This window comes from Nostoc flagelliforme FACHB-838 (assembly GCF_014698065.1).
Classification (GTDB): Bacteria; Cyanobacteriota; Cyanobacteriia; order Cyanobacteriales; family Nostocaceae; genus Nostoc; species Nostoc flagelliforme_B.
The window spans coordinates 1-22459 of the sequence record NZ_JACJSI010000060.1; the positions used below are offsets into that span (position 1 = coordinate 1).

Consider the following 22459-nt stretch of genomic DNA (forward strand, 5'->3'; position numbering starts at 1 on the left):
TGAGGAGTCCAATTAAAATGGGCAGCTATTTTTTCCACGTACCAGCCATGTGCATTTAGCCTAACCACCTCTGCTCGGTCTTTAACTTTCTGTGGTACATCCACAGTTCTTAGGTTTAACAGGGTTTTGTCATCTTCACGAGTTAAGAATACCCTTATACGAGCACCCATATCTTGCTTACCTCAGTAGATACATTCTCTGTATTTATTTATCTTTACATAGTTTGGTTTTTCCACGCCATTCTACTTACCCTTATCCACATCTAAATCGCGTTTACCATGAAAACTATAGTTTTTTGGAATTAGGGTAAAGCTCATAACTCAAGCTACAATCAAATAATACACTCTCCTTAAAAACTCCAAGTTTCAAAATGGATGGGGTTTATGTCTGTGTAGTAGGTATTTCTTTAATTTTGGTTACATCAATTTTGCTTAACCAAGTAACTAAGTCTTCTGAGTCAAGTGCTATCTCGCTTCCTAAGGTTTTGATATAAAGAAGTCCGTCACTAATAATTAAATCTCGAATTGGATACCATGAATCACGTCTTCTAATCAGAAGTTCCAACGGAATCCCTGGTCTTAAAGTATACTTACGATATTTCCACCAAGCTCGCCATAGAAGCACAGATTTAGTACAGTACATCTGATAGCCTTTGGGAATTTCGCTGTATTGATACTGATAAAAACCCCGACTATCTACTTCTCCTTTGAGGAGATAACTATATTCTGCTAATGCCTGATTTATCAATTCCCACTGGGATGATTTTGGAGAAATCGAGAATTCAGATAGGGTGTTAGATAACTGGACGGTGGCAATCACGCCTTCAGATTTCGCTGTAAGTTGGTTTGTTTTATACACTGTTTGCGCTGTCAAAACGGGATTTGACAACAAAACGTCTTTTTTTTGGATAGAGTTTTGCACAAACTCTCGAATTAAATCTAGATTAGACAACATAAAACTATTTATACTAAATCAACCAGTGTGATCAAAGTCACAGCTTTACTTAAATTAATAACTACACTGGTCTTGTATTTAAATCAGGATTATTACTAACTTTATTTATACTAGATTCTTTATTTGACTATGGATTTGTGAAGTTTAATATCAGTATACTGATGTCTATTAGGCTGGTTGACAAAATCATTGTTTCCAGATAAATGAACGGCAAATTAAATTTTTACGCCTTCGAGTAAAGGCTGAAATACCGGAACTAATTCGGGACGACTGACAACAAGGGTAGGAAAAGAGCGATCGCTATAATCTTCTCCCGGTGATAATGGAAACGGTTCTAATTTCAGCGATGACCAGACACCGCCAGCAGCCTGGACAATTACCCAAGCCCCGGCTAAGTCCCAAACTTTTGGTGTCGCCTCAATACCGCCTAGAGTAGCTCCAGTAGCAACTGTCAAAAAGTTATAGCTAGCCACACCTAACATCCGAATTTTGCAGGGAAAGCCGTTTTTAATAGCTGCGGTGCTGCGCGAACAGAGGTTAAAAAAGTGATTATTGCTAGGACTATCTACACTGCTGTGGATGGGGTGGTTGTTGAGAAATGCTCCTGTTGGTGTTGCTAAACCAGATGAACCCGCCCAAAAACCATGAAAAGCTTGATTCAAGGTTGGTGCATAAATATACCCAAAAATGGGTGTGCCTCGATACAGTAAACCCAGAGATATTGTCCAGAGAGGAATGCCGCGTGTAAAGTTGGTTGTGCCGTCGAGAGGGTCAATTACCCAGCACCACTCCGTACCGGGAAATGACTGATCGCTCTCTTCACTCAAAATGCCATAACCAGAGAAATTAGAAGCGATCGCATCCCTAATTTCCTGATCTGCCCATTTATCTGCTTGCGTCACCAAACTACCATCAGCTTTTTGGTCAGCCTGTACTTTCCCAAAATCTTGCATTAGCTGCTTGCCCACTCTAGTAGTCGTAGTTTGGGCAAAATCTAGAATTGTTGTCCAAAAATCATTCATTAGTTATTAGTCATTTGTCATTTGTCATTTGTCCCATGCCCTATGCCCTATACAGTTTAATCTAAATCGCTTTCCAAAACCGAAGCGATCGCTTGCTTGGTACTCGTTTGAAATTCTGTGATGTTCACTCGATTCAGAAACCAAATTGATAGCACCATTCCCACGGCTTCTAGAGCAAATACCAGCCCATAGGCTAGTTCTAGGCTAGGTAGCAGCTTGCGTCCAATATCCAAAACTGTACCTCCGATTACTACCGCCACACCTCTAGAAAGGGACTGCGCTAATCCCCATGCCCCAATAAACGTACCTGCGGCTTCTGCTGCGGTCAGATCCAACATTAAGCTAATTGCTGCTGTAGTTAAGAAACCTGCGGCTAAACCGAAAAAGAACAAACCTAGTTTGAGAACTGCTGCATTAGCTGTGAATCCTGATATACCTAGCAATATTGCACAGAATGCTACTAACATACAGCCTAGACGTGCAGTTCTGCGCTTACCCAAACGCGGGACAATATAAAAGCCCGTAACGCCGTAGGCAATTAGTAAACCCATCCCATAAAAAATATTTAATTTGGTACTTTCTGCTAGGGGCATTTTAAACACTTGACCTGCATAAGGTTCCAAAATCGGGTCTTGCATAAACAAACTGATGGTCATCACCAGTAAAAAGGTGAAGAATATACCTGTTTGTGGGCTAGCTGTCAAGATTTTCCAAGCACTGCCTAGAGTAATGCTATCTTCCCGGTTCACCAGTGTGGAACGGGTTAAGTATTGAGAGTATTTTTTTTCTACACCGAATGTTGCTGCGATCGCTAAACCAAATACAATTGCTGGGACGATAGTAAACAATCTATTGATTGCTGGCTGCAAGGTTTCTACTGTTGCTTCTGGAGTTAACTGTCTTAGCAAGCTGGCACTAATAATCGCCCCAACAATAATCCCCACCATTAGCATCGACCAAACTACACCGACTACTTTGGAACGGTTATCTTCTTCAGATATATCCACCAACAAAGCAGCAAAAGCAGTACCGCTAGCACAAATTCCTAGACCGTATATAGCGAAAACTAAAGCCAAAAGTGCTGTCCAGCCGATTGTTTGGGTTGTCCATACCCAAGTACCTGCACTATTTCCAGCAACATTCATCTGCCACATTACTTGTACAGCTAAAAATGCTGCGATCGCAAATATTGCCGCGCCCACCCAAACATAAGCTGTGCGGTGATATCCCCATAGCGGCTTGGCATCGGAAATCTGGCCGAACCAGACACGCGAAGGAGCAACAAATAAAGGCAGTGCTAGAACTACTGAAACTAGCGTCGCCGGAATTGCTATTTCTTGAATCATGACTCTGTTGAGTACGCCCAGAGTCAAGATAGACATCATGCTCAACCCCATCTGAAATAAACCCAGGCGGAACATAGTCAGCAGGTTTACCCTTGGCACAGATAGGGATTTTGTTTTGGGATCAAATACTTCACCGCTTGCCATAGCTACTTTTTCGTATAGTTTATAGGATTTAATCTCTCTCTCTTTAAATAAAGATAAACCCTACCCGCTCAAAATCAGCGAACGAAAAGTTGAAGTTGCGTTTGGCAAGCGATTATACACCCAATTAGGGTATGCTTCAGCCAAGTTAGGATTAATTTTTAGGGCTTGGTTGTAATCTGCGATACCTACGACGGGCTACGCCTACGCATAACAAGAGAATTTTAGGATGAAGTAGTGAAACGAGACTGCATTTACTATCAAATTTTTAAGCGCTTTCCTGGGTTACTCTTTGAACTGATTGATAATCCTCCTCTGCAAGGGCAAAACTAGCGATTTGAATCAGTTGAAGTCAAAGAAACCGCTTTTCGCATGGATGGTGTGTTTTTACCTCCAGAGGATGCAACATCCAAAGTGATCTTTTTTGCTGAAGTTCAATTCCAAAGAGATGAAGCTCTTTACCATCGGTTCTTCATCGAGTCGCTGATGTACCTGAACCGAAATCGTTCTCAGTACGATGACTGGTTCTGTGTAGTAATTTTTTCATCACGCTCTTTGGAACCAAGAGATCAAAAAACTCATCGAATATTTCTCAACAGCGATCAAGTACAGCGAATCTATTTAGATGAGTTAAGCGCGACTAATCAGCAGCCAATAGGCATCAACTTGATGCAGTTGACTCTAGCATCGGATGAAGTGATGGCAGAGCAAGCAAAGCAATTGATTAAGCGGGTAAAATTAGAAGAAACGGACACACTGCCGAAAAACGAAATACTGGACATCATAACCACAATCGCCGTTTATAAGTTTTCGACCTTGAGTAGAGAGGAAGTTGAAGCTATGCTAGGACTGACTTTGGAACAAACAAAGGTTTATCAGGAAGCGAAAGCCGAGGGACGAGAAGAAGGTCGACAAGAACAGAAAGCTGAAATGTTGAAACTTACGGTACCTCTGTTACTACAGACAGGGATGAGTATGGAGCAGATTGCTCAACACCTCAATGTTGATATAGAAGCTGTCCAGATTGCCGCACAGCAAAACATATAGAATGGTCATTTCATATCTGTTGTCATATTTTTGCAAAATGAGGAAAGCTTGATTAAAATCCTCAATTGCCTTTTTCTAGTTTACAGAGCGATGCCCCAAAATATGACAGATTAAATTATGCCTATTTGAGATTCAGAAGTTGAAGCAGATTTTGAAGCTTAAAATTATTCCAACTCAGAGCTACTGAAGTTTCAATAGTTAAATTTCCTTGTTGAAGGTTAGTTATCAAAGCAGAACCATTTTCAAGACTATGGAAAAGGGAATCTAAAAGCTGCAATTGATTTCGAAGAAGAGTATAGTAAACCTTATTATTTTCAATTCTAACCTCTTTTGGTAAAGCCCCATTGGGAAGTTTACCTCCCAAAAATCTTGTCCAACCTGCAATCAGGTAACGGTAAACTATGGATTCGGTTTCAAACTGAGGGGGGTTCAATAAGCGAAGTTCCCCTTCAATGCAATCTTTATTAAGAGTTATTTTTTCAGGAGTAAAATGTAATTTTATTTGAATTTTATTGTACTCTATTGTCGCAATAACTCCTTCCTCCGAGTGTGGTTCTAAGTTTTTTAATTGCTCAACTCTAGATTCTGCTTGTTGACAGAGAAGTAAAACCATTTTTTTTGTCAAAGTTAACTGTTTAGCATCTGAGCTAAACATTATGTATTCTTCTAGACTTCTTTTTAGAAATTGTCTAGACTCGTGAAACGTTGCTGTAAATTTGTTAAATACACCCATATTTAGTTATTTAGAGAAGATAAAATTATTGGAAGCCGAACTGTCCAGGTTCATAGACTTGATAGCACTTATAGGGTATTATTTCCATTGGAACAAAAACCGAGATAAGCCATACTATATAGACAAATGGTAGATTAGCTACTAGTAATGTTAAAAAATCAACTACTAAATCTATCGACACAATCTTTATACAGTAGGCGTTTTGAGATTAACCCGGTTTTTTGTTCATTTGCTACACTCTCCCCTTTTACCTGAAGTAGAGAGAATTAGCTGTCACTTTTATCCTTATCATTATTATTTAGTTCATCTCCAACACTCTCTGCGAACCAAGTTGCACCAGCCCCAGCAGCCGTAAGCCCAACAACAGCAACTACCCCTATAGGTGCAGCTATAGCTACAGCACCAACTCCAACAGCAACTGTTGCAGCTTTTAATACTTTTCCAACTGTTATCTTTTCAAGTCCAAGCATAATGCTCTCCCAAAAATATTTAGGTTTCCATTTATAAGTATTCCCGTAAAATTGGGTTGAATTATCATGATCAGAATAAAAGTCAAAGAACTTGAACAAATAATTATCACAACATTGAGCAGGAATTAGCTAAAAAATAGCGATCACGCTCCAGCATTAGTGAAAACACAGTGATTGTACTAGTGAGTATGGAAATGTTTCAGGATATTTACTAGCATGGTTCGCCATAAGAAGTCTTTAATCTATGGATTGCTTTAATAAGCGATCTAGAAGTAATTAAACTCTGATTATAGGTGCTTATTAGAGTCATAGTATTTCTCTGTAACTTTATCGGATGCAATCAAACCACATAAAAATATCACTATTAAATTGTGGTTTTAACTACGCTATTCCCTTGAATTAGTAAGATAAACTTGCCGTATGCATGTCATCCAACTACTTACCTTCATCTAGTAATCAAAAAGGCATAGGCAATGAGTAAAGAACCAGCCAAAGTAATATTATGGGAAGAAAATCAAAAAGATTTTCTAAAAAAATTCTACGATCTCCAATTTACTCCCAGAGTAGGAGAGGAAGTATACCTAAAAAAAGAGAAATGGAAAGTAACCAGAGTTGAGCATGATATAGAAATTAGTGAGATTAATGTCTACATGGAATTAATCAAAAAAGCCAAGCAGGATAAATCATCTAATTCATAAATACAAGTAAATACGCTCAACTATTATAAAAGGGAGGCTAATAACCTCCCTGAATTCTGAGAATAGATATATTGTCAGGTGTAATTTGTAAATCTTTATGCAAGCCGCAATGTCTACGACGGGCTACGCCTACGCACAATAAGAGTTGCGGCGAAATGGTGGCGATCGCATTATGAAAATACTGCATCAACTTCCCCACACCCAATCTTGTCTGTAACGATACACTATAAAAGTAAAGAAATGTAAATAAATTAAATTTTGCAACCGTGGAAAACATCACATTGGGGCAAAATGGCCCATCTGTTACACCTTTGTGCATAGGCACTTGGGCTTGGGGTGATAAACTATTTTGGAATTATGGCAGTGCCTACGGCCCAGAACAGTTACAAGAAGCCTTTACCGCAGCTTTAGAAGCTGGGATTACCTTCTTTGATACTGCCGAAATCTATGGAATGGGAAAGAGCGAGGAATTTTTAGGGCAATTTCTGCAACAGACACAACAACCTGTACAAATCGCTACAAAATTTGGCCCCCTACCGTGGCGATTTACAGCCCAATCTGTCTCAGATGCTTTAACAGCCAGCCTCAAACGGCTACAACTTGAGCGGATCGCACTGTACCAAGTGCATTGGCCTTTTGCCTTCTTTTTAAGTCAACAAACTTTGATGAATGCCTTAGCAGATGAAGTGAAGCGGGGCAGAATTGCGGCAGTCGGTGTGAGTAACTACTCAGCAGAGCAAATGCGAGACGCGCATCAAATATTGGCGGCCCGGGGAGTGCCTTTGGCTGTTAACCAAGTGCGCTATTCTTTACTCACTCGTCAAGTTGAAAGTAAAGGTATTATGGCAACTGCCCGTGAGTTGGGTGTGACTATTTTGGCTTATAGTCCCTTAGCACAGGGATTACTTACAGGCAAGTACAGTATTGATAGTACTGAAACCCCCACTGGTGCAAGGAAAGTAGATCCGCGATTTAACAAAGAAGGGTTGCAAAAAATTGCCCCAGTTATCTCTTTGCTACGCAAGTTCGGAGAAAAATACGATCGCACTCCTGCTCAAGTTGCTCTCAACTGGTTAATTGCTCAGGGGAATGTTATTCCCATTGCTGGGGTAAAGACAGCCGAACAGGTACGACAGAATGCTGGTGCTTTGGGCTGGAGATTGAGCGATGATGAAATTGGAGAATTAGAACAAGTTAGTCGTCCTTGGCTGTAGTATTTTTGAACTACTCAAACACAGGAGTTCAAATTTCTGACACTACTAGCTCCCAACCAGGTAGTAAGTCTAGTAGTGTCCGTTTGTCATTGCATCTTTAATTGATCTTCCTACAAACTGGTAGAAAAAGTTACCAAAAAAGCCAGAAAGTCAAGAGCCAAAGCCAAAATCTTGACTCTTAACTCTCAACTCTCCAATTTTATATTTGGATTTTGGATTGAAGAAAAAATCTAAAAATCTAAAATCCAAAATTGATTAACTTCTAACTGTTGACTAAGAAGCTGATTCTCTAGCTGTAGGTGAACCTATCTTTTTACTAGGAGATGCAGAAGAATCCTGTCCACTTGTCCGTAGTTTGGGCTTGGGAGAAGAGTGTCTTTCTTCACCATTGCTGCTATCTGATTTCCAGGCAGCACGGGGGCGATCGCTGGAAGATTCACGACGTTTGCCGAGTCTTGGTTTGGGAGCAGAGGATTCCTCTTGGGGAATTTCTACATCTGAACTCAACCAAGCGGGACGAGTTTGATCGTAAGCGATTTGCAGTGCAGCTGCGGCGATCGCTTGAGCATCGTATTCTTCAATTAGTTCGCTAACAATCGGCAAGAATGAAGCCAAACGCTCACCTGTCAAAGCTTCCCTCACCTGTTCTTGCAATTTCAGAATGTGTCTTGCTTCAATCTGGGCGCGTGTAGGAATGGTCAACAGTTGCCAACTTTGGCGGTTATGACGTTCAAATGTTTGCTGCTTGCGTCGCTCAAATGGTTGTACTAAGGAAATTGCTGTTCCTTCTTTTCCAGCACGACCAGTACGGCCAATGCGGTGGACGTAAGTTTCTACGCTATCGGGTAAGTCGAAGTTGATTACATGAGAGAGTTGATCGACATCTAATCCTCGTGCTGCAATATCAGTTGCTACCACCCAACGAACTTGACGGTTACGGAATCTGACTAATAACCGTTCCCGCGCTTGTTGGGATAAGTCACCGTGGTATTCATCAACACTGTGACCAGCGCCTTGTAACTGACTGGTTAGTTCTGCGGCTGTGCGTCTGGTGCGGACAAAGATTAAAGCTGTTTCTGGATCTTCCATTTCCAGAATTGGCTGTAAAGCTTTAGCTTTTGTCCAGTGGCGGGGGATCAAGTAAGCTACTTGATTGATTTTGTTGGGAGCAGCTTTTGGCTGTTCAACGGTGACAGTTGCAGGCGATCGCAAGAACTTGTTTACCAACATCCGAATCGATGGTGGCATTGTTGCCGAGAATAAAGCTGTTTGGCGATCTACGGGCGCTTGTGAGAGGATTTTGATCACATCGTCGATAAAGCCCATGCTCAACATTTCATCAGCTTCATCCAACACAAACCACTTCACTTGATCCAGCTTTAAACAGCCGCGATCGAGCAAATCGATCACCCGTCCGGGCGTGCCCACAACCATGTGAACGCCACGCTTTAGTTGTAACATTTGACGGTCAATTGATTGACCACCGTAGATTGCTAATACCCGCAATCCTTCATTACCGATGAATTGCGCGATCGCATCGTGAACTTGCATTGCTAATTCACGAGTTGGTGTTAACACTATGGCTTGCACGGCTCTTTGATTAATATCTAGCCGCTCTAAAATAGGCAGTGAAAATGCTGCGGTTTTGCCTGTTCCAGTTTGAGATTGACCTACCACATCACGACCGGCTAGCAATTGGGGAATTGCTTGCACTTGAATATTAGTGGGTTCGGTAAAACCGATTTTTTCTAGTTGTTCGACACGCTCTTGGGAAATGCCTAATTCTTGAAATGAAAGAGTCATTAATTCGTCCTAAATTTTATCTAAGGATTTTTGGATTAGTCATTTAGTCATTAGTTATTAGTCATTAGTCATTAGTCATTAGTCATTAGTGAGCCTAGGGCGGTAGCGAGGCCTCAAATCTTGGAGAGGCTATGCCAACAAGTCCGCCCGCATTTCAGGTAAACCCTCATGAAAACTGCCATTAATGCAGCATTGACCTTAGTATAAGGATGAATTTGTAAGGGTCATTTAACAAAAGACAAAGAACAAAAGACAAATGACAACTTAGTTATTGACTACTTGACCATAGAGGTCGTATGTATCAGCGTGGTGAATCGCTATTGGCACGATGGTTCCTAATTTTGCCTGGCCTTTGACATACACCAGACCATCAACCTCTGGGGAAAATCTACCTGAACGACCTATTAGTTCACCACTTTCAGGATTTTCTTGCTCAATCAGGACATCAACTATTTTGCCTACTTCCTGTTGATTTTTCTTTTGAGAAATCGGTTGCTGGAGTTCCATCAGTTGGTATCGGCGATCGTCCATCACCTCTTGGGGCAACTGATTTGGTAGCTTATAAGCTGGGGTTCCTTCCTCAGAGGAAAAGGTGAAGACGCCAACATGATCGAATTCATGTCGCCCAACGAACTCTAGTAGATGCTCAAAATGCTCGCTTGTTTCTCCTGGGAAACCAACAATAAATGTTGTCCGCAGTACGGCTGTTGGTAGCGCCGTTTTGATGCGATCTATAATCCCATCATTTACCTGTCCTTGCCAAGGACGGTTCATGGCGCGGAGAATTTCTGGATGAGAATGTTGCAAGGGCAAATCCAGATAAGGCAAGACGTTTGGTGTTTCTTGGATCGCCGCGATCACATCTGGGGTCAGTCCCGTGGGATAAGCGTAGTGCATTCTAATCCACGGTATATCTACTTTCCCCAAAGCGCGAAGTAATTCGGCTAATTTTGGCTTACCGTAAATATCCAAACCGTAATTAGTGGTGATTTGGGAAATTAGAATAATTTCCTTTACCCCTTGACTAACTAACTGCTCGGCTTCGCCGACTATAGATTCAATAGTACGCGATCGCTGGTTCCCTCGAAGATGAGGAATTATACAAAATGCACAACGATAATCACATCCTTCTGCAACCCGCAGGTAAGCTACGCCCTCGGTTGTAGTGCGATAGCGCGGTGTAGTTTCATCGGCAATATAGGTTGGCTCAATACTAACCTGTTTAACCCGCTCACCTTGTTCTACACGCTCAATTACATTTACAATTTTGTGATAATCGCCTGTACCCACCACTGCAACTGCTTCGGGCAACTCCTCCAAAAGTTGTTCTTGGAAGTGTTGCGCCATACAGCCAGTGATGACGATTTTTTTGTTTGCCTCTGCCAGTTCTACCAAAGTTCTGACAGATTCTTGCCGGGCTGCTTCAATAAAACTACAAGTATTAACAATAACGTAATCTGCTAACTCTTCATTTGTATCTACACCGTAGCCTGCTTCTACGAGCATTCCCAGCATGTGTTCTGTATCAATTCGATTTTTCTCGCAGCCCAGGTGAGAAATGGCAATTGTTGGCTTGTCACCCATATTTGAAAAATATCTTCATTTTTTTTCTTGTAGTCAAACATTCCAGCGCTAATTTCGCTTTTTTCCTAATCACTATCCTTCTAATAACAGTACAGTGGCAAATTTCCACTGTCAGCAACTGTCCGTGGACTTATGACCCTATTAATAATAAAAATAGAGGTCATGTTATGATATTTTTATCAATCTGTTCCCCAGGGTAAATTGAAGTGTCTTTGGGTACATTTGACACTTGTAATGTTTTTTAACAATTCGCTTATTGGTATTTTACATTACCGCAGCGTGTGCGTTGTTAACCTACCCATCGGGAAGCCGCCCAAAGGGCTTGTTGTGAGAAGTCGCTACCCTCAGGGAAATCGACGAAAGCGACTACGCCTATAAAGCAGTAATGCTACCCTGGCCATTGGCAAGTCCTACGACTGTGCGCGGACAAGATGCCTAAACCACGGAAAGCTGCCTTGCGTCTAGTGAGTGGCAAACTCCTCTTGTAGCCAGATTTTATCTTAACATATCTTATGGGAGGTTTCACGCCAATTTCCATCTAAGGAAGGAGGCAGTAAACCGACTATCATAAAACACATTTGACTAGTTAATGAAAAGTCAAGAGTCAAGGGTCAAGGGGAGCCAGTCATGTGCGGGGTTCCCCCGTTGAAGAGCCACCCCCATATAGAGGTTTCCTCTGTTCAGGGGAGTGGTGTTGAACTGGCGTTCAATAGTCAAAAAATTCTGGACTCTGGACTCCGCAAGGCGGATTAAAGACGTGGACTTATATCAGATATTTAAAACTCGCTCACCAATTATTGGCGTGGTTCACCTGCTACCACTGCCTACCTCACCCCGTTGGGGAGGTAGTTTAAAAGCGGTGATTGATCGTGCCGAACAAGAAGCCGCAGCCCTAGCAAGTGGAGGGGTTAATGGTCTAATTGTAGAGAATTTTTTCGACGCGCCATTTACCAAAAACCAAGTCGATCCAGTGGTTGTGAGTGCCATGACCATTGTGGTGCAGCGGATACAGAATTTGGTGACTTTGCCAATAGGGTTAAATGTTTTGCGAAACGATGCCAAAAGCGCAATGGCGATCGCTAGCTGTGTACACGCGCAATTTATCCGCGTTAACGTCCTCACAGGCGTGATGGCAACCGACCAAGGATTAATTGAGGGAGAAGCCCATCAACTACTCCGCTATCGACGGGAGTTGGGTTGTGATGTTAAAATCCTGGCCGATGTGTTGGTGAAACACGCCCGTCCTTTGAGTTCTCCAAATCTCACAGTCGCTGTGAAAGACACCATTGAAAGGGGTTTAGCAGACGGAGTAATTTTGTCAGGCTGGGCTACTGGTAGTCCTCCTAACTTAGAAGATTTGGAACTAGCTTGTGGTGCAGCAAATGGCACACCAGTATTTATCGGTAGTGGGGCTAATTGGGAAAATATTGATACATTGATGCAAGCAGCAGATGGTGTAATAGTTTCCAGTTCCCTGAAACGTCACGGACGCATTGAGCAACCAATTGACCCAATTCGCGTCAGTCAATTTGTGGAAGCTTCCCGTCGCAATTGGAACTCCAAAGGTGAAAGCAAATCAGCAAAACAAGTGAAGTTACATTCTTAATTGGGGAATGGGGCATGGGACATGGGGATAAATAAATATAAATAATTAATAATTAATGCCCAATGCCCAATGCCCAATGCCCAATGATGGCAGTTGCTCCACTTGGAGAGACCCCAAGACCGCACTGCCTCCCCAATGCCCATTAACCAATAACAATTTATGATTCGCCGCCGTTCTACTCCTTGGATTCATAAATGGTCACGTCCATTGATTGCCGCGATCGCTGGATGTGGTGCCCTGATAACAGGTTATCTCACCATAGAAAAGTTAACCGGAGGCAGTGCCGCTTGCTTGGCACAGGCTGGTGCTAAGGGCTGTAATGATGTGCTTTCCAGTCCTTGGGCAACGGTTTTTGGTCAGCCATTAGCTTTATTTGGGTTTTTGGCATACACCAGTATGGTTGTATTTGCTTTGGCTCCCTTGGTATTGAAATCAGGAGAAAATAATAGCCGCAAACAATTGGAAAATTGGACGTGGTTCCTGCTGCTGGCGGGTGCGATCGCTATGTCTGTTTTTAGCGGCTACTTGATGTACGTGCTGACATCTCAAATCAAAGCTATTTGTCTATACTGTATCGGTTCAGCTTTATTCTCCCTCAGCCTGTTGGTACTAACGATTATCGGTCGGACTTGGGAGGATATTGGACAAATCTTTTTTACCGCCATCATTGTCGGCATGGTAACGCTGATTGGTACTTTAGGTGTCTATGCTGGCGTGAATCAATCAAATGTTACACCTGGAACTCCTGGACAACCTACAAAAATTACCTTTACTCCCAAAGAAAACCCTAACCCAGCGTTCGGTTGGGAAGTTACCACTACTTCTGGTGAGGCAGAAATAGCTTTAGCACAGCATCTGGCAAAAGTAGGCGCAAAGGAATATAGTGCTTACTGGTGTCCTCACTGCCATGAACAAAAGCTGCTTTTTGGTAAAGAAGCTGAGGAAATAATCAATAATGATATTAAGGTAGAGTGCGCTCCCGAGGGATTCAAAGCTCAAACAGAACTGTGTAAAGCCGCGAAAATTGAAGGCTTCCCCACTTGGATCATCAATGGTATAAGCTATAGCGGAGTTCAGAACTTGGAGGAACTAGCGAAAGTTTCTGGTTACACAGGCCCTCGAAACTTCAAGTATTTTAGGTAAATACACTGTCCTTCAGTAATTCTCACTCCATAGTCAACTGGATGCATACAGTAAAAGCTGTTTCCAGTTGGCTATTTTGTTTTTGGTAATAGATAATAAGTGTTGTCCAATACCCTATTACCAATTTTCTGCGGCTTTTATCCGCAAAAATCTTAACCTAAAGGAAATTATTTAAGTAGATTGACTCTGGTATACTTTCTACTTTTATTTCCTGTTGTAGTACTTGTTACCCATCTTAATATGTAATCATGTAAGCATTGACTTAAAGCTCTATCTGTTGGAAGTTATCGTAATTCTCAGTAAAATATCTAATTGATCATAAATGTGCGAGTTTAATTGAGTAAGCTTTACCTAACAAGGTTTTGAGCATTAAATTCACTTAACTCACTTTCAGCAATAATGTTTATTCAGATAATTGGTCTCAATATATGGTGATGCATTACAAATACTACGATGTCTTGAAGAACCTTACTGAGTTGAAAAAACTTTTGGAAACTCTATTTTGCTCCCACTTGAGCTATGTTAGTCCGATAGTTAATAGCTATTGGAAATAGAGAATATTTCTGCCTACTAGGTAATGGAAATGAATCAGTTGCTAGGCAAGCGTTTTGTGAAGTTAATTTTTGGACTGAAACAATCGCTTAGTCGAGGACACAGAGAATTGGTTACTGCCGCCAGCGTTGCAGTCTGCGTTCTGTTTTTGCACTCCATTGGATTATTGCAATCTTTGGAGTTGCCAGCTTTGGATCAATTTTTTCGCTTACGTCCAAATGAACCGCCAGAACAGCGTATTACGATCGTAGTAATTGATGAGACTTATTTAGACGAAGTAGGTTCATGGCCGATTCCAGATGCGAAGATTGCTCAGTTGTTGCAAAAATTAAATATCCACAAACCCCGTGCTATTGGCTTAGATATCTACAGAAATTTATCAGTAGAGCCGGGTAATCAAGAACTCCGTAATACTTATAAGTCAATACCCAACCTAATTGGTATTGAACTACTAGCAAATGATAAAAACAAAAACTTTAGTGTTTTGCCTCCACTAGGACTGAATCAGAATCAAGTGGGCTTTAACAACGTGCTGTATGATATTGACGGTAAAGTACGTCGCAGTTTGTTGTATTGGCACGTTAAAAATCAAGTACACGAAAGTTTTGCCCTGAAGCTGGCTTTATTGTATTTAAAGCCAAAGGGGATTACTCCCGCTAAAGCAAAAAGCAACCCTGAGTATTTGCAATTGGGTAAGGCAACATTTGCTCGTTTTGAGCCTAATGATGGTGCTTATGTAGGCGCTGATGCTAGAGGCTACCAAATTTTAGCCAATTTTCCCAAACCCCAATGTCAAAGTTTATCTAGAGAATTTTGTAGTTTTACTCAGGTATCGATAAAAGATGTATTGACAGGTAAAGTTAAAGAAAACTTGATCAAAGATCGGATTATACTTATTGGTTCTACTGCACCCAGTCTCCAAGATTTTGTATTTATTCCCTACTCCAGCAGTGTAATGGGTACGGCAAAGCCTGTACCTGGTATTGAACTGCAAGCTTATTTTATTAGTGAGTTAATCTCTGCTGCTGTTGATGGACGACCATTACTCAAAGTCTGGTCTGACTTGGTGGAATACTTGTGGATTTTTGTCTGGTCTTATTTGGGAGCCATGATGACATGGCGAATACAAAACGCATCTAGGAGCCTTCTCGGTATTCTAGTTTCTTCCTTTGTATTAACCCTGAGTGCATACTTTGCTTTCTTATACGGTTGGTGGATACCGCTTATTCCCTCACTGTTGAGCTTTGGCATTTCAGCTATTTGGATGACCAGTCATATTGCCCACATGCAGCAAGAGTGGAAACGTTCTAAGGAATTTTTGTATCACGTAATCAACACGATTCCTGATCCCATTTTTGTGAAAAATGAACTGCATCAGTGGATTGTTTTAAATGAGGCGTATTGTCAATTTATCGGTTATCCGAATAAGTTTTTAATTGAAAAGTCAGACTATGACTTTTTCCCTAAACATGAAGCTGATGTGTTTCGCCAACAGGATGATCTGGTTTTTCTGACTCAGCAATCCCAGGAACATGAAGAAGAATTTACAAATGCCGATGGACAAACTTATAAAATTGCCACTAAGCGATCGCTCCATAAAGACTCAGCTGGCAATTTCTTTTTAGTTGGCGTTATCCGAGATATTACTAAGCGAAAGCTGATGGAAGAACAGCTTAAGCGAACTGCTGCTGAACTATTCCGTTCTAACAATGAATTAAAACTCAAAGAAAACCACTTGCGTTATTTAGCGTATCACGATCCCCTGACGGGTTTATCCAATCGCAAATTTTTTGCTGAACAACTTAACGAGTCGTTACATTGGGCGCAACATAACAATTTGTTACTGGGACTGCTGTTTATTGATCTAGATGGCTTTAAGCAAGTCAATGATACTCTAGGGCACGAGACGGGCGATCGCCTGCTAAGGACTGTCGCTGAAAGACTTAGCAACTCTTTACGTGCTAGTGACACAGTTTCTCGTTTAGGTGGCGATGAATTTACCATAATTTTACGGGCAATTCCTAATGTCCAAATAGCTGCTAAAGTAGCTGAAAAAATTTTAAGCAGTATTACCAAGCCAATTGTTTTGGACGGCTATGCAATCCGAATCTCTGCCAGTATTGGCATTAGTGTTTATCCTTACAATAGCCAAGACTGTGAAACCTTGATGAAACAAGCAGATGCAGCAATGTATCGCGCTAAGCACCTGGGTAAAAATCGCTACGAGTTTGCTTAATTAGTCAAAATGCAGACTCTAAATGTTTTCTTATTAGTCAATATTTATACTTTTCAATTAGGAATATAGGCTTGAGAGACATCCAACACACTGTCTTGAAAAGGCCTAGTGTATGTGATTAAAGGTAGATTTTTAGGCAAAATGTAGATATAGCAAGGCTTTTTCACCTAAAGAACATACCTAAAAAACCAATTAATCATCAGAGATAATCAAAAAGTTGTTTTTTTGTAAATATTTTTACAATTAAAAATATACCTATACTAGATCGGCTTGTACTGTACTTTATGGTTTCAGAGTTTTTAAAAACCTCATCATATTGCACTTACGTTACTTTATCTTTATATATATTTACTTTAGTTAAGATTAAACTATACGATAAATAAGTATTATTTAAGGTTTTAATGAAGTCGCTATTAAGCAAACATAGTGTATATACTTATAAATATTAAGAAATTATTAATAAATAGTGAATTAAACACAATCCTTCCGAAAAGCAATTGACATATCTAACTTTAGACTGATGCAAAAACGGCTAATTAAGAATATCACTGTAAGTATAAATACTTCTTAATACTAGCAAAGCAAGTTAATCTACAACTGATACCAAAATTACTTGTACCCTACTGAGAATAATTTAATAAAGTTAAAATATTTTTTTAAAAAACCCAGTATATATACGAGAGACAATAAAAATACCCTTTAAAATAAAAACTAGTAAATTTACTGAGGGCTATGAAACCTAAGATCCAAATCACAAAAATTATAATATTTTGTATAAGCGCTTACATATTGATACCAAAAGTTGCCGTTTGCACAGGTATAATCAATACTGCAAGTGCTAATACTTTTGGTGCTACTGGCAGCAACACCTTAATCGCCCACGAAGTCAATTCTCAAAATTTAAAAGACACTTATGTTCCACCAAATTATGGTGGCCCCGACAGTAATCATGGTAGCGGCACTCGCTGATGGCAATTTTAGGTTTTTGATTAAACCTATTGCAAAAATATTTGAACTGCCTGAGACTCAAGTCTCTGCCTAATAGCAAGAGTTTTTTACTACAAGCCTCTTCCACAAACTTCAATCAAGATAATGGTGGAGATTTCCACCAATGATCTGTTTCTATAAGTGTATGGACTTGCCAATTGGGATCTGGTTGAGGATAATCTAAACGGTAGTGTCCGCCTCGGCTTTCGGTTCTAAAAGCAGCACTTTTGAGAATTAAATCAGCTACATCTAATAAATTGTGGGTTTCTGCCCAAACTCCCAACAGCCTTTCAACATTTGGTAGTTCAAAACTAGCTGGTTCTAATGGACGTAAATTAAGCAAAAATTGACTTAAAGGCAAGGCAGCAAAATCTTGCCGCCAAGATTCAATAGTAGCGATCGCACTTTCCAACCTTGATTGCTCCCGACAAATACCAGCACTTTCCCACACTAGACGCGGTAACTTCTCTCTGAGTGCTTCTAGCTGTGCTTGCTGAATCTGCCACTCACTAGCATCAACATTAAATTTCTGTAATGGCAGCACTGGTATTTCTGACGGCAACCCAATATTTTCTAACTCAATATGAGCCATCTGGGCCCCAAACACAATACATTCTAGTAGGGAATTACTGGCAAGACGATTTGCCCCATGTACCCCGGTACTAGCGGTTTCACCCACTGCGTACAAACCGGGGATATTTGTACGATTCATCAAATCCGCGACAATTCCACCCATCCAGTAATGGGCAGCTGGTGCTACAGGAATTGGTTCATGGAAGACATCAACACCCCAATGCTGACAAACTTTGATGATGTTGGGAAAGCGATGACGAATCTTGTCGGCAGGGATGGGGCGCATATCCAACCACACATGGGCAGTAGCCAGATCAAGGGCGGTACGTTGTAAATGGCTGAAAATTGCTCTACTGACCACATCTCTAGGTGCAAGTTCACCGGCAGGGTGGTAGTCAAAGGCAAAACGCCGCCCCTCGTTATCAACAAGATGTGCCCCCTCGCCGCGTACAGCTTCGCTGATCAAGAAGCGATCGGCACCAGGTTTAGTGAGGGCAGTGGGATGAAATTGAACAAATTCTAAATCGCGGAGGATAGCCCCAGCCCGATAGGCGATCGCTACCCCATCACCCGTACTAACAGCCGGGTTAGTGGTTTGGGCAAATACTTGACCGCCGCCGCCAGTTGCCAATACGACAGCACCAGCTCTTAGCCATGTAATTTTACCTTGATAAAACAGGCTAATTCCTTGACAGCGACCAGTTTCCGGTTCAGTCCACAAACTCAAGGCTAAAGCTTGCTGAATGACTTGAATATTTTGGCGGCGTAATACTTGGGCGGTGAGGGTGGTGGTAACTTCCCTGCCTGTAGTGTCGGCAGCGTGGAGAACACGACGGCGAGAATGAGCAGCTTCTAAAGTTAAAGCCAAGGCTTGACCCTGACGGTCAAAAGCTACCCCCAGGTTAACTAGGGATTGAATGCAGCTAGGGGCATGTTCGGCGAGAAATTCTACAGCAGTGCGATCGCATAAACCCGCACCCGCCTGGATCGTATCTTCAATGTGCAGCCGGGGAGAATCTTCTGGGGCTACCGCTGCGGCAATGCCACCTTGTGCCCAATCACTGGCGGACAAAGCAACGGTTTCTTTGGTAATTAAGCCGACTTGCAAGGATTCTGGTAGACACAGCGCTGTGTATAGTCCAGCTGCACCCGCGCCGACTACTAAGACATCAAATTGGCTAGGAATATCTATTTGGGGCAAGGTAATGGGGGAGAAGGGGGAGCAGGGGGAGCAGGGGGAGCAGGGGAGCAGGGGGAGACTAGGAAAAAATTTTACTTTGTCTCCCTTATTCTCGTTGTCCCCCCTCATCTCTAATCAAATACTCCCACTCCTTAGAATCAGGAATGGGCTGCTATTTGCTACATTAACTGCAATTCAGTTATCTGTAGATACCGTTGTTAAAGCGATCATCTCCTTCATTGAAGGCAGGCTCTAATTCTGTCACGGTGAATTTATCAAGGTTAGCTTGCAGGGTTTGTTTTTGGCGATCGCTCAATCCTGGAAGATCCAATACATCCTCTACATTTTTGTAAGGAGCATTTATGATGATTTTCTTAGCCAAGGTGGGATAAAGCCCTGGAAATTGTTGAAAAGCTCGGACGTTGGTATTATTCAAATCAATTTTTTTCCCAAATTCCGTTCCTAGTTTAGCGTCTGCCCGATTCTGCCGCTCAATTGCCAGAACTGGGACTTGCACAAAAGCAAAACTGTTGAAACTAGCAGCTTGGGCTATCTGAGTTGTTCCCAACCATCCCCAGCAACCAAGTAACAAACTAAACACTGTTAATAAACGCGCCAATCCTTTCACGATTTTCTACCTCTTTCCATCAAACAGAAATAAAAGTTTTAAGCTAACAGCTGCCAGCGGTCATTAGTCATTAGTCAGAACGCCAAAGACAAAGGACAAGGGACAAAACCTGATAGCTTAGTCAACACAGCAGTCATCAGAAACTAATATACAGCGTATTAATATCCACAATATTTACCATTACTGGGTTTGAATGTACTTTTGCCAAAAATTTTCATCGGTATCAGAGTGTCTGCATCGCTGCAATAGCTTTGCATCCATGATCCCGGTAGCATTCCCAGCTAGACGAAACCTTTTCGCGGTGGCTGATTCTACCCCTCAACCAGACGAGAACTCTCCAAAAAAAAATTTGATCTCGATGGATTGTTATGTAATATTTCTTAACTAATTAATCATCTACAACACCATTTTTGATGTGTTGCAGATTAGGTTGGGAGAAGTTTCGCTAAAAGAAACCGACACTGGCTTCTTCAGGCTGCGATCGCAGCTAACAAAAATAGACTATCTACCAATATTGTGCTTAAAACTGCGCCACTAAAGGCATACCAGTGTTTTTGCTTTCGACTTAAGGGTAAAATCCCAACTGTTAATAGCACTAGAGCGAGAATTATTGCCCAACTTTGTCCCCAAGGTGTTTGTACCTGTATCAGGGCATTTTGTAAAACTTGCGGTGCTAAATCTGCATCTACTCTCATGATTTGCCGCCAATAGGGCATCAAATCTACTATATAAAAATATACATCTGTTAAAACTGTACCCAGTAAAGAACCTAAATAAAACCAGTTACCTACCTTGCCCCAATTCTTCGCCAGACACCAGCAAGCAAACGGGAAACCAATAAACTCCACTGGCAGATGCCATACAGGTTCCCAACGTAACCAACCCCAATAAATCGCTCCTGCTAACCAACTCCAGCTAAATCCTAGGAGCAAATCCCCCCAGACATAAGTTGCAGGACGTGACATTAAGGTAAAACTTAGCCACACCCAAAATGCTGTTAGGGCTAAACTCAGGCTTGGTAGCGATCGCACAATAGGCGCTTCTATAAATACTGGCACTGATACCAAGAACACCGCCGCCCCAAACACTAACCAAGTTTGTCGGGCAGAAATAGATAAGGGTAAAGAGGGAGAAAAGGAGAGTGTAGATTCTAATTGCTTGATACCCGTCAGCCCAGTATCAGCTAAATCCAACTCAGTATCTATAGAAGGGGTAGAGGCGGTGTAGGAAGACAATGTATTATTAATCAAAGTTTTTAATATTTGTTACTAAACTTTATCTTATTTAAGATATCACATTTTAAAATCCCCCCCTGGGGCATTGCAATTATACTGAAATTTTGGGCAATGCTGACACAAACCAAACAAAATATACTGCAACAGACTCATCCATCTAAAAGTTGCACTATGTACAGAACTCCTCTGTAGTTCTTTGTAGATGGGGAATTACAGAGAGGTGAGGGGTAAAATTTAACAGTTAAAAAGCGAACTGGCATCAGTCCGCTAAATATTAAAGTTTGATGAATTGACAAAATTTCGTTGACTTATTGAGGTGGGTGTAAGAACATGGCCAGCGTCTTCGATGATGTTATTGATTGGTTAAATTTAATTTTTTACAAGATTAGGTGCAATAGAGAGTATAGAAAGCAACATCATCTAAAGAATAATGTCTAAAACACGGAAAAGGTATTAATTGGATATGGAGTTTATTCAAGCTTTTATTTTGGGTATTGTTCAAGGTGTTACAGAGTTTTTGCCAATCAGCAGTACTGCACATCTTTTGATTGTGACAAAGGTATTTGGTTGGAAAGAGCTAGGCTCTAAAGATTTTGTTGATGCAATTCAATTTGGTAGTGTTATAGCAATTTTGGGGTATTTTTGGTCACTGGTTTTTAGTATTGTTAAAGGTGGAATCGAAGCAGTAAAAGACAAGGACTGGCAACGCGAAGAATGGAAAATTCTTGTCGGTATTGTAGTAGGAACAATGCCTGCCTTAATTTTCGGCTTTCTTTTGAAAGATGTTTTACCTGAGAGTGCATTAATTATTGCCATCATGTCAGTTATCATGGCAATTTTACTGGCTTTGGCAGAAAAAATTGGCACTCGCAAGCGAGGTTTCGATTCATTGCAGATTCGGGATGGTATTTTAGTTGGATTAGGACAAACACTTGCTTTGATTCCGGGCGTTTCTCGTTCTGGCTCGACGTTGACGACTGCCTTATTTTTAGGATTAGAACGCGATACAGCAGCAAAATTCTCATTTTTGTTAGGGTTTCCAACTCTTACCGTTGCTACTCTGTATAAAAGCCTGAAAATCTTCAAGTTATTTCAAGATCAACAGTTGCCAGATAACATTGTTGGATTGTTAGTTGTCGGGATTATTTCAACCTTTATTTTTTCTTACCTATCAATTGCATTTTTGATCAAATACTTAGCAACCAAAAACACTTTGATTTTCGTATGGTATAGATTAGCATTCGGTAGTGTGATCTTACTAGCGATCGCAGCAGGTTGGAAAGGATAATAGTCATTAGTCATTTGCT

The 22459-nt window shown here is 41.2% G+C and carries 18 protein-coding genes and 1 pseudogene; 8 read left to right on the forward strand and 11 right to left on the reverse strand.

All coding sequences use genetic code 11. The features are described 5' to 3' along the window. Window positions 1-381: 381 nt before the first annotated feature. The 3 genes from H6G97_RS23790 to H6G97_RS23800 form a co-directional block, all read right to left on the reverse strand. Window positions 382-954, reverse strand: a complete 573-nt coding sequence (locus H6G97_RS23790; protein ID WP_190943106.1) for a hypothetical protein — start codon at window positions 952-954, stop codon at window positions 382-384. 215 nt (window positions 955-1169) lie between these two features. Further along, window positions 1170-1976, reverse strand: coding sequence for an inositol monophosphatase family protein (locus H6G97_RS23795; protein ID WP_190943107.1), 807 nt, complete (start codon window positions 1974-1976; stop codon window positions 1170-1172). A gap of 56 nt (window positions 1977-2032) precedes the next feature. Further along, window positions 2033-3466, reverse strand: a complete 1434-nt coding sequence (locus H6G97_RS23800; protein ID WP_190943108.1) for a BCD family MFS transporter — start codon at window positions 3464-3466, stop codon at window positions 2033-2035. Window positions 3467-3700: 234 nt separating this feature from the next. Here H6G97_RS23800 and H6G97_RS23805 point away from each other — a divergent pair. Then, window positions 3701-4510 (forward strand): annotated as a pseudogene (locus H6G97_RS23805) (Rpn family recombination-promoting nuclease/putative transposase). Window positions 4511-4631: 121 nt separating this feature from the next. Here H6G97_RS23805 and H6G97_RS23810 read toward each other — a convergent pair. Next, window positions 4632-5165: a hypothetical protein gene (locus H6G97_RS23810; RefSeq protein WP_242055159.1), complete on the reverse strand. Its 534-nt coding sequence runs from the start codon at window positions 5163-5165 to the stop codon at window positions 4632-4634. Window positions 5166-5509: 344 nt separating this feature from the next. Then, window positions 5510-5713, reverse strand: coding sequence for a hypothetical protein (locus H6G97_RS23815; protein ID WP_190943110.1), 204 nt, complete (start codon window positions 5711-5713; stop codon window positions 5510-5512). 473 nt (window positions 5714-6186) lie between these two features. Here H6G97_RS23815 and H6G97_RS23820 point away from each other — a divergent pair, with 473 nt between their 5' ends. Continuing rightward, on the forward strand, window positions 6187-6411 hold the full coding sequence (locus tag H6G97_RS23820; protein ID WP_190943111.1) for a hypothetical protein: 225 nt from the start codon (window positions 6187-6189) through the stop codon (window positions 6409-6411). Between the two features lie 37 nt (window positions 6412-6448). Here the strand turns inward: H6G97_RS23820 and H6G97_RS23825 are convergent, their stop codons facing one another. Beyond that, window positions 6449-6598, reverse strand: coding sequence for a hypothetical protein (locus tag H6G97_RS23825; RefSeq protein WP_190943112.1), 150 nt, complete (start codon window positions 6596-6598; stop codon window positions 6449-6451). Window positions 6599-6677: 79 nt separating this feature from the next. Here H6G97_RS23825 and H6G97_RS23830 point away from each other — a divergent pair, with 79 nt between their 5' ends. Then, window positions 6678-7625, forward strand: coding sequence for an aldo/keto reductase (locus tag H6G97_RS23830; RefSeq protein WP_190943113.1), 948 nt, complete (start codon window positions 6678-6680; stop codon window positions 7623-7625). Window positions 7626-7898: 273 nt separating this feature from the next. On the opposite strand, the gene H6G97_RS23835 is transcribed toward H6G97_RS23830, so the two are convergent. Next, a complete protein-coding gene (locus tag H6G97_RS23835; protein WP_190943114.1) occupies window positions 7899-9428 on the reverse strand; it encodes a DEAD/DEAH box helicase in 1530 nt (509 codons plus the stop codon). 264 nt (window positions 9429-9692) lie between these two features. Further along, window positions 9693-11012: a 30S ribosomal protein S12 methylthiotransferase RimO gene (rimO, locus tag H6G97_RS23840; RefSeq protein ID WP_190943115.1), complete on the reverse strand. Its 1320-nt coding sequence runs from the start codon at window positions 11010-11012 to the stop codon at window positions 9693-9695. A gap of 757 nt (window positions 11013-11769) precedes the next feature. Between rimO and btpA the strand changes: the two genes are divergently transcribed. The 4 genes from btpA (at window position 11770) to H6G97_RS23860 (ending at window position 17518) form a co-directional block, all read left to right on the forward strand. Then, window positions 11770-12618, forward strand: coding sequence for a photosystem I biogenesis protein BtpA (btpA, locus tag H6G97_RS23845; protein ID WP_190943138.1), 849 nt, complete (start codon window positions 11770-11772; stop codon window positions 12616-12618). Between the two features lie 159 nt (window positions 12619-12777). Beyond that, on the forward strand, window positions 12778-13761 hold the full coding sequence (locus tag H6G97_RS23850; RefSeq protein ID WP_190943116.1) for a vitamin K epoxide reductase family protein: 984 nt from the start codon (window positions 12778-12780) through the stop codon (window positions 13759-13761). Window positions 13762-14344: 583 nt separating this feature from the next. After that, window positions 14345-16549 (forward strand): CHASE2 domain-containing protein, encoded by a 2205-nt coding sequence (locus tag H6G97_RS23855; RefSeq protein WP_190943117.1) that lies wholly within the window; start codon window positions 14345-14347, stop codon window positions 16547-16549. Window positions 16550-17338: 789 nt separating this feature from the next. After that, window positions 17339-17518: a hypothetical protein gene (locus tag H6G97_RS23860; protein ID WP_242055161.1), complete on the forward strand. Its 180-nt coding sequence runs from the start codon at window positions 17339-17341 to the stop codon at window positions 17516-17518. A gap of 115 nt (window positions 17519-17633) precedes the next feature. On the opposite strand, the gene nadB is transcribed toward H6G97_RS23860, so the two are convergent. The 3 genes from nadB to H6G97_RS23875 all read right to left on the reverse strand — a co-directional run bounded on the left by nadB (window position 17634) and on the right by H6G97_RS23875 (window position 21167). Further along, window positions 17634-19310, reverse strand: a complete 1677-nt coding sequence (gene nadB / locus H6G97_RS23865; protein WP_190943119.1) for an L-aspartate oxidase — start codon at window positions 19308-19310, stop codon at window positions 17634-17636. A 178-nt stretch (window positions 19311-19488) separates the two neighbouring features. Next, a complete protein-coding gene (gene psbU, locus H6G97_RS23870) occupies window positions 19489-19917 on the reverse strand; it encodes a photosystem II complex extrinsic protein PsbU (protein ID WP_190943120.1) in 429 nt (142 codons plus the stop codon). Between the two features lie 470 nt (window positions 19918-20387). Next, entirely contained in the window at window positions 20388-21167 is a 780-nt protein-coding gene (locus H6G97_RS23875; protein WP_190943121.1) for a DUF3120 domain-containing protein, read from the reverse strand. Window positions 21168-21615: 448 nt separating this feature from the next. On the opposite strand from H6G97_RS23875, the gene H6G97_RS23880 reads away from it, so the two are divergent. After that, window positions 21616-22440 (forward strand): undecaprenyl-diphosphate phosphatase, encoded by an 825-nt coding sequence (locus H6G97_RS23880; RefSeq protein WP_190943122.1) that lies wholly within the window; start codon window positions 21616-21618, stop codon window positions 22438-22440. Window positions 22441-22459 lie beyond the last annotated feature (19 nt).

Excerpts from the sequence above, each read along its gene's own strand:
- H6G97_RS23815 (WP_190943110.1), bottom strand. The coding sequence starts at position 5,713 with ATGCTTGGACTTGAAAAGATAACAGTTGGAAAAGTATTAAAAGCTGCA.
- rimO (WP_190943115.1), bottom strand. The coding sequence starts at position 11,012 with ATGGGTGACAAGCCAACAATTGCCATTTCTCACCTGGGCTGCGAGAAA.
- H6G97_RS23855 (WP_190943117.1), top strand. The coding sequence starts at position 14,345 with ATGAATCAGTTGCTAGGCAAGCGTTTTGTGAAGTTAATTTTTGGACTG.
- H6G97_RS23790 (WP_190943106.1), bottom strand. The coding sequence starts at position 954 with ATGTTGTCTAATCTAGATTTAATTCGAGAGTTTGTGCAAAACTCTATC.
- H6G97_RS23835 (WP_190943114.1), bottom strand. The coding sequence starts at position 9,428 with ATGACTCTTTCATTTCAAGAATTAGGCATTTCCCAAGAGCGTGTCGAA.
- H6G97_RS23810 (WP_242055159.1), bottom strand. The coding sequence starts at position 5,165 with ATGTTTAGCTCAGATGCTAAACAGTTAACTTTGACAAAAAAAATGGTT.
- H6G97_RS23825 (WP_190943112.1), bottom strand. The coding sequence starts at position 6,598 with ATGCAGTATTTTCATAATGCGATCGCCACCATTTCGCCGCAACTCTTA.
- H6G97_RS23820 (WP_190943111.1), top strand. The coding sequence starts at position 6,187 with ATGAGTAAAGAACCAGCCAAAGTAATATTATGGGAAGAAAATCAAAAA.
- H6G97_RS23800 (WP_190943108.1), bottom strand. The coding sequence starts at position 3,466 with ATGGCAAGCGGTGAAGTATTTGATCCCAAAACAAAATCCCTATCTGTG.
- H6G97_RS23795 (WP_190943107.1), bottom strand. The coding sequence starts at position 1,976 with ATGAATGATTTTTGGACAACAATTCTAGATTTTGCCCAAACTACGACT.
- H6G97_RS23880 (WP_190943122.1), top strand. The coding sequence starts at position 21,616 with ATGGAGTTTATTCAAGCTTTTATTTTGGGTATTGTTCAAGGTGTTACA.
- H6G97_RS23850 (WP_190943116.1), top strand. The coding sequence starts at position 12,778 with ATGATTCGCCGCCGTTCTACTCCTTGGATTCATAAATGGTCACGTCCA.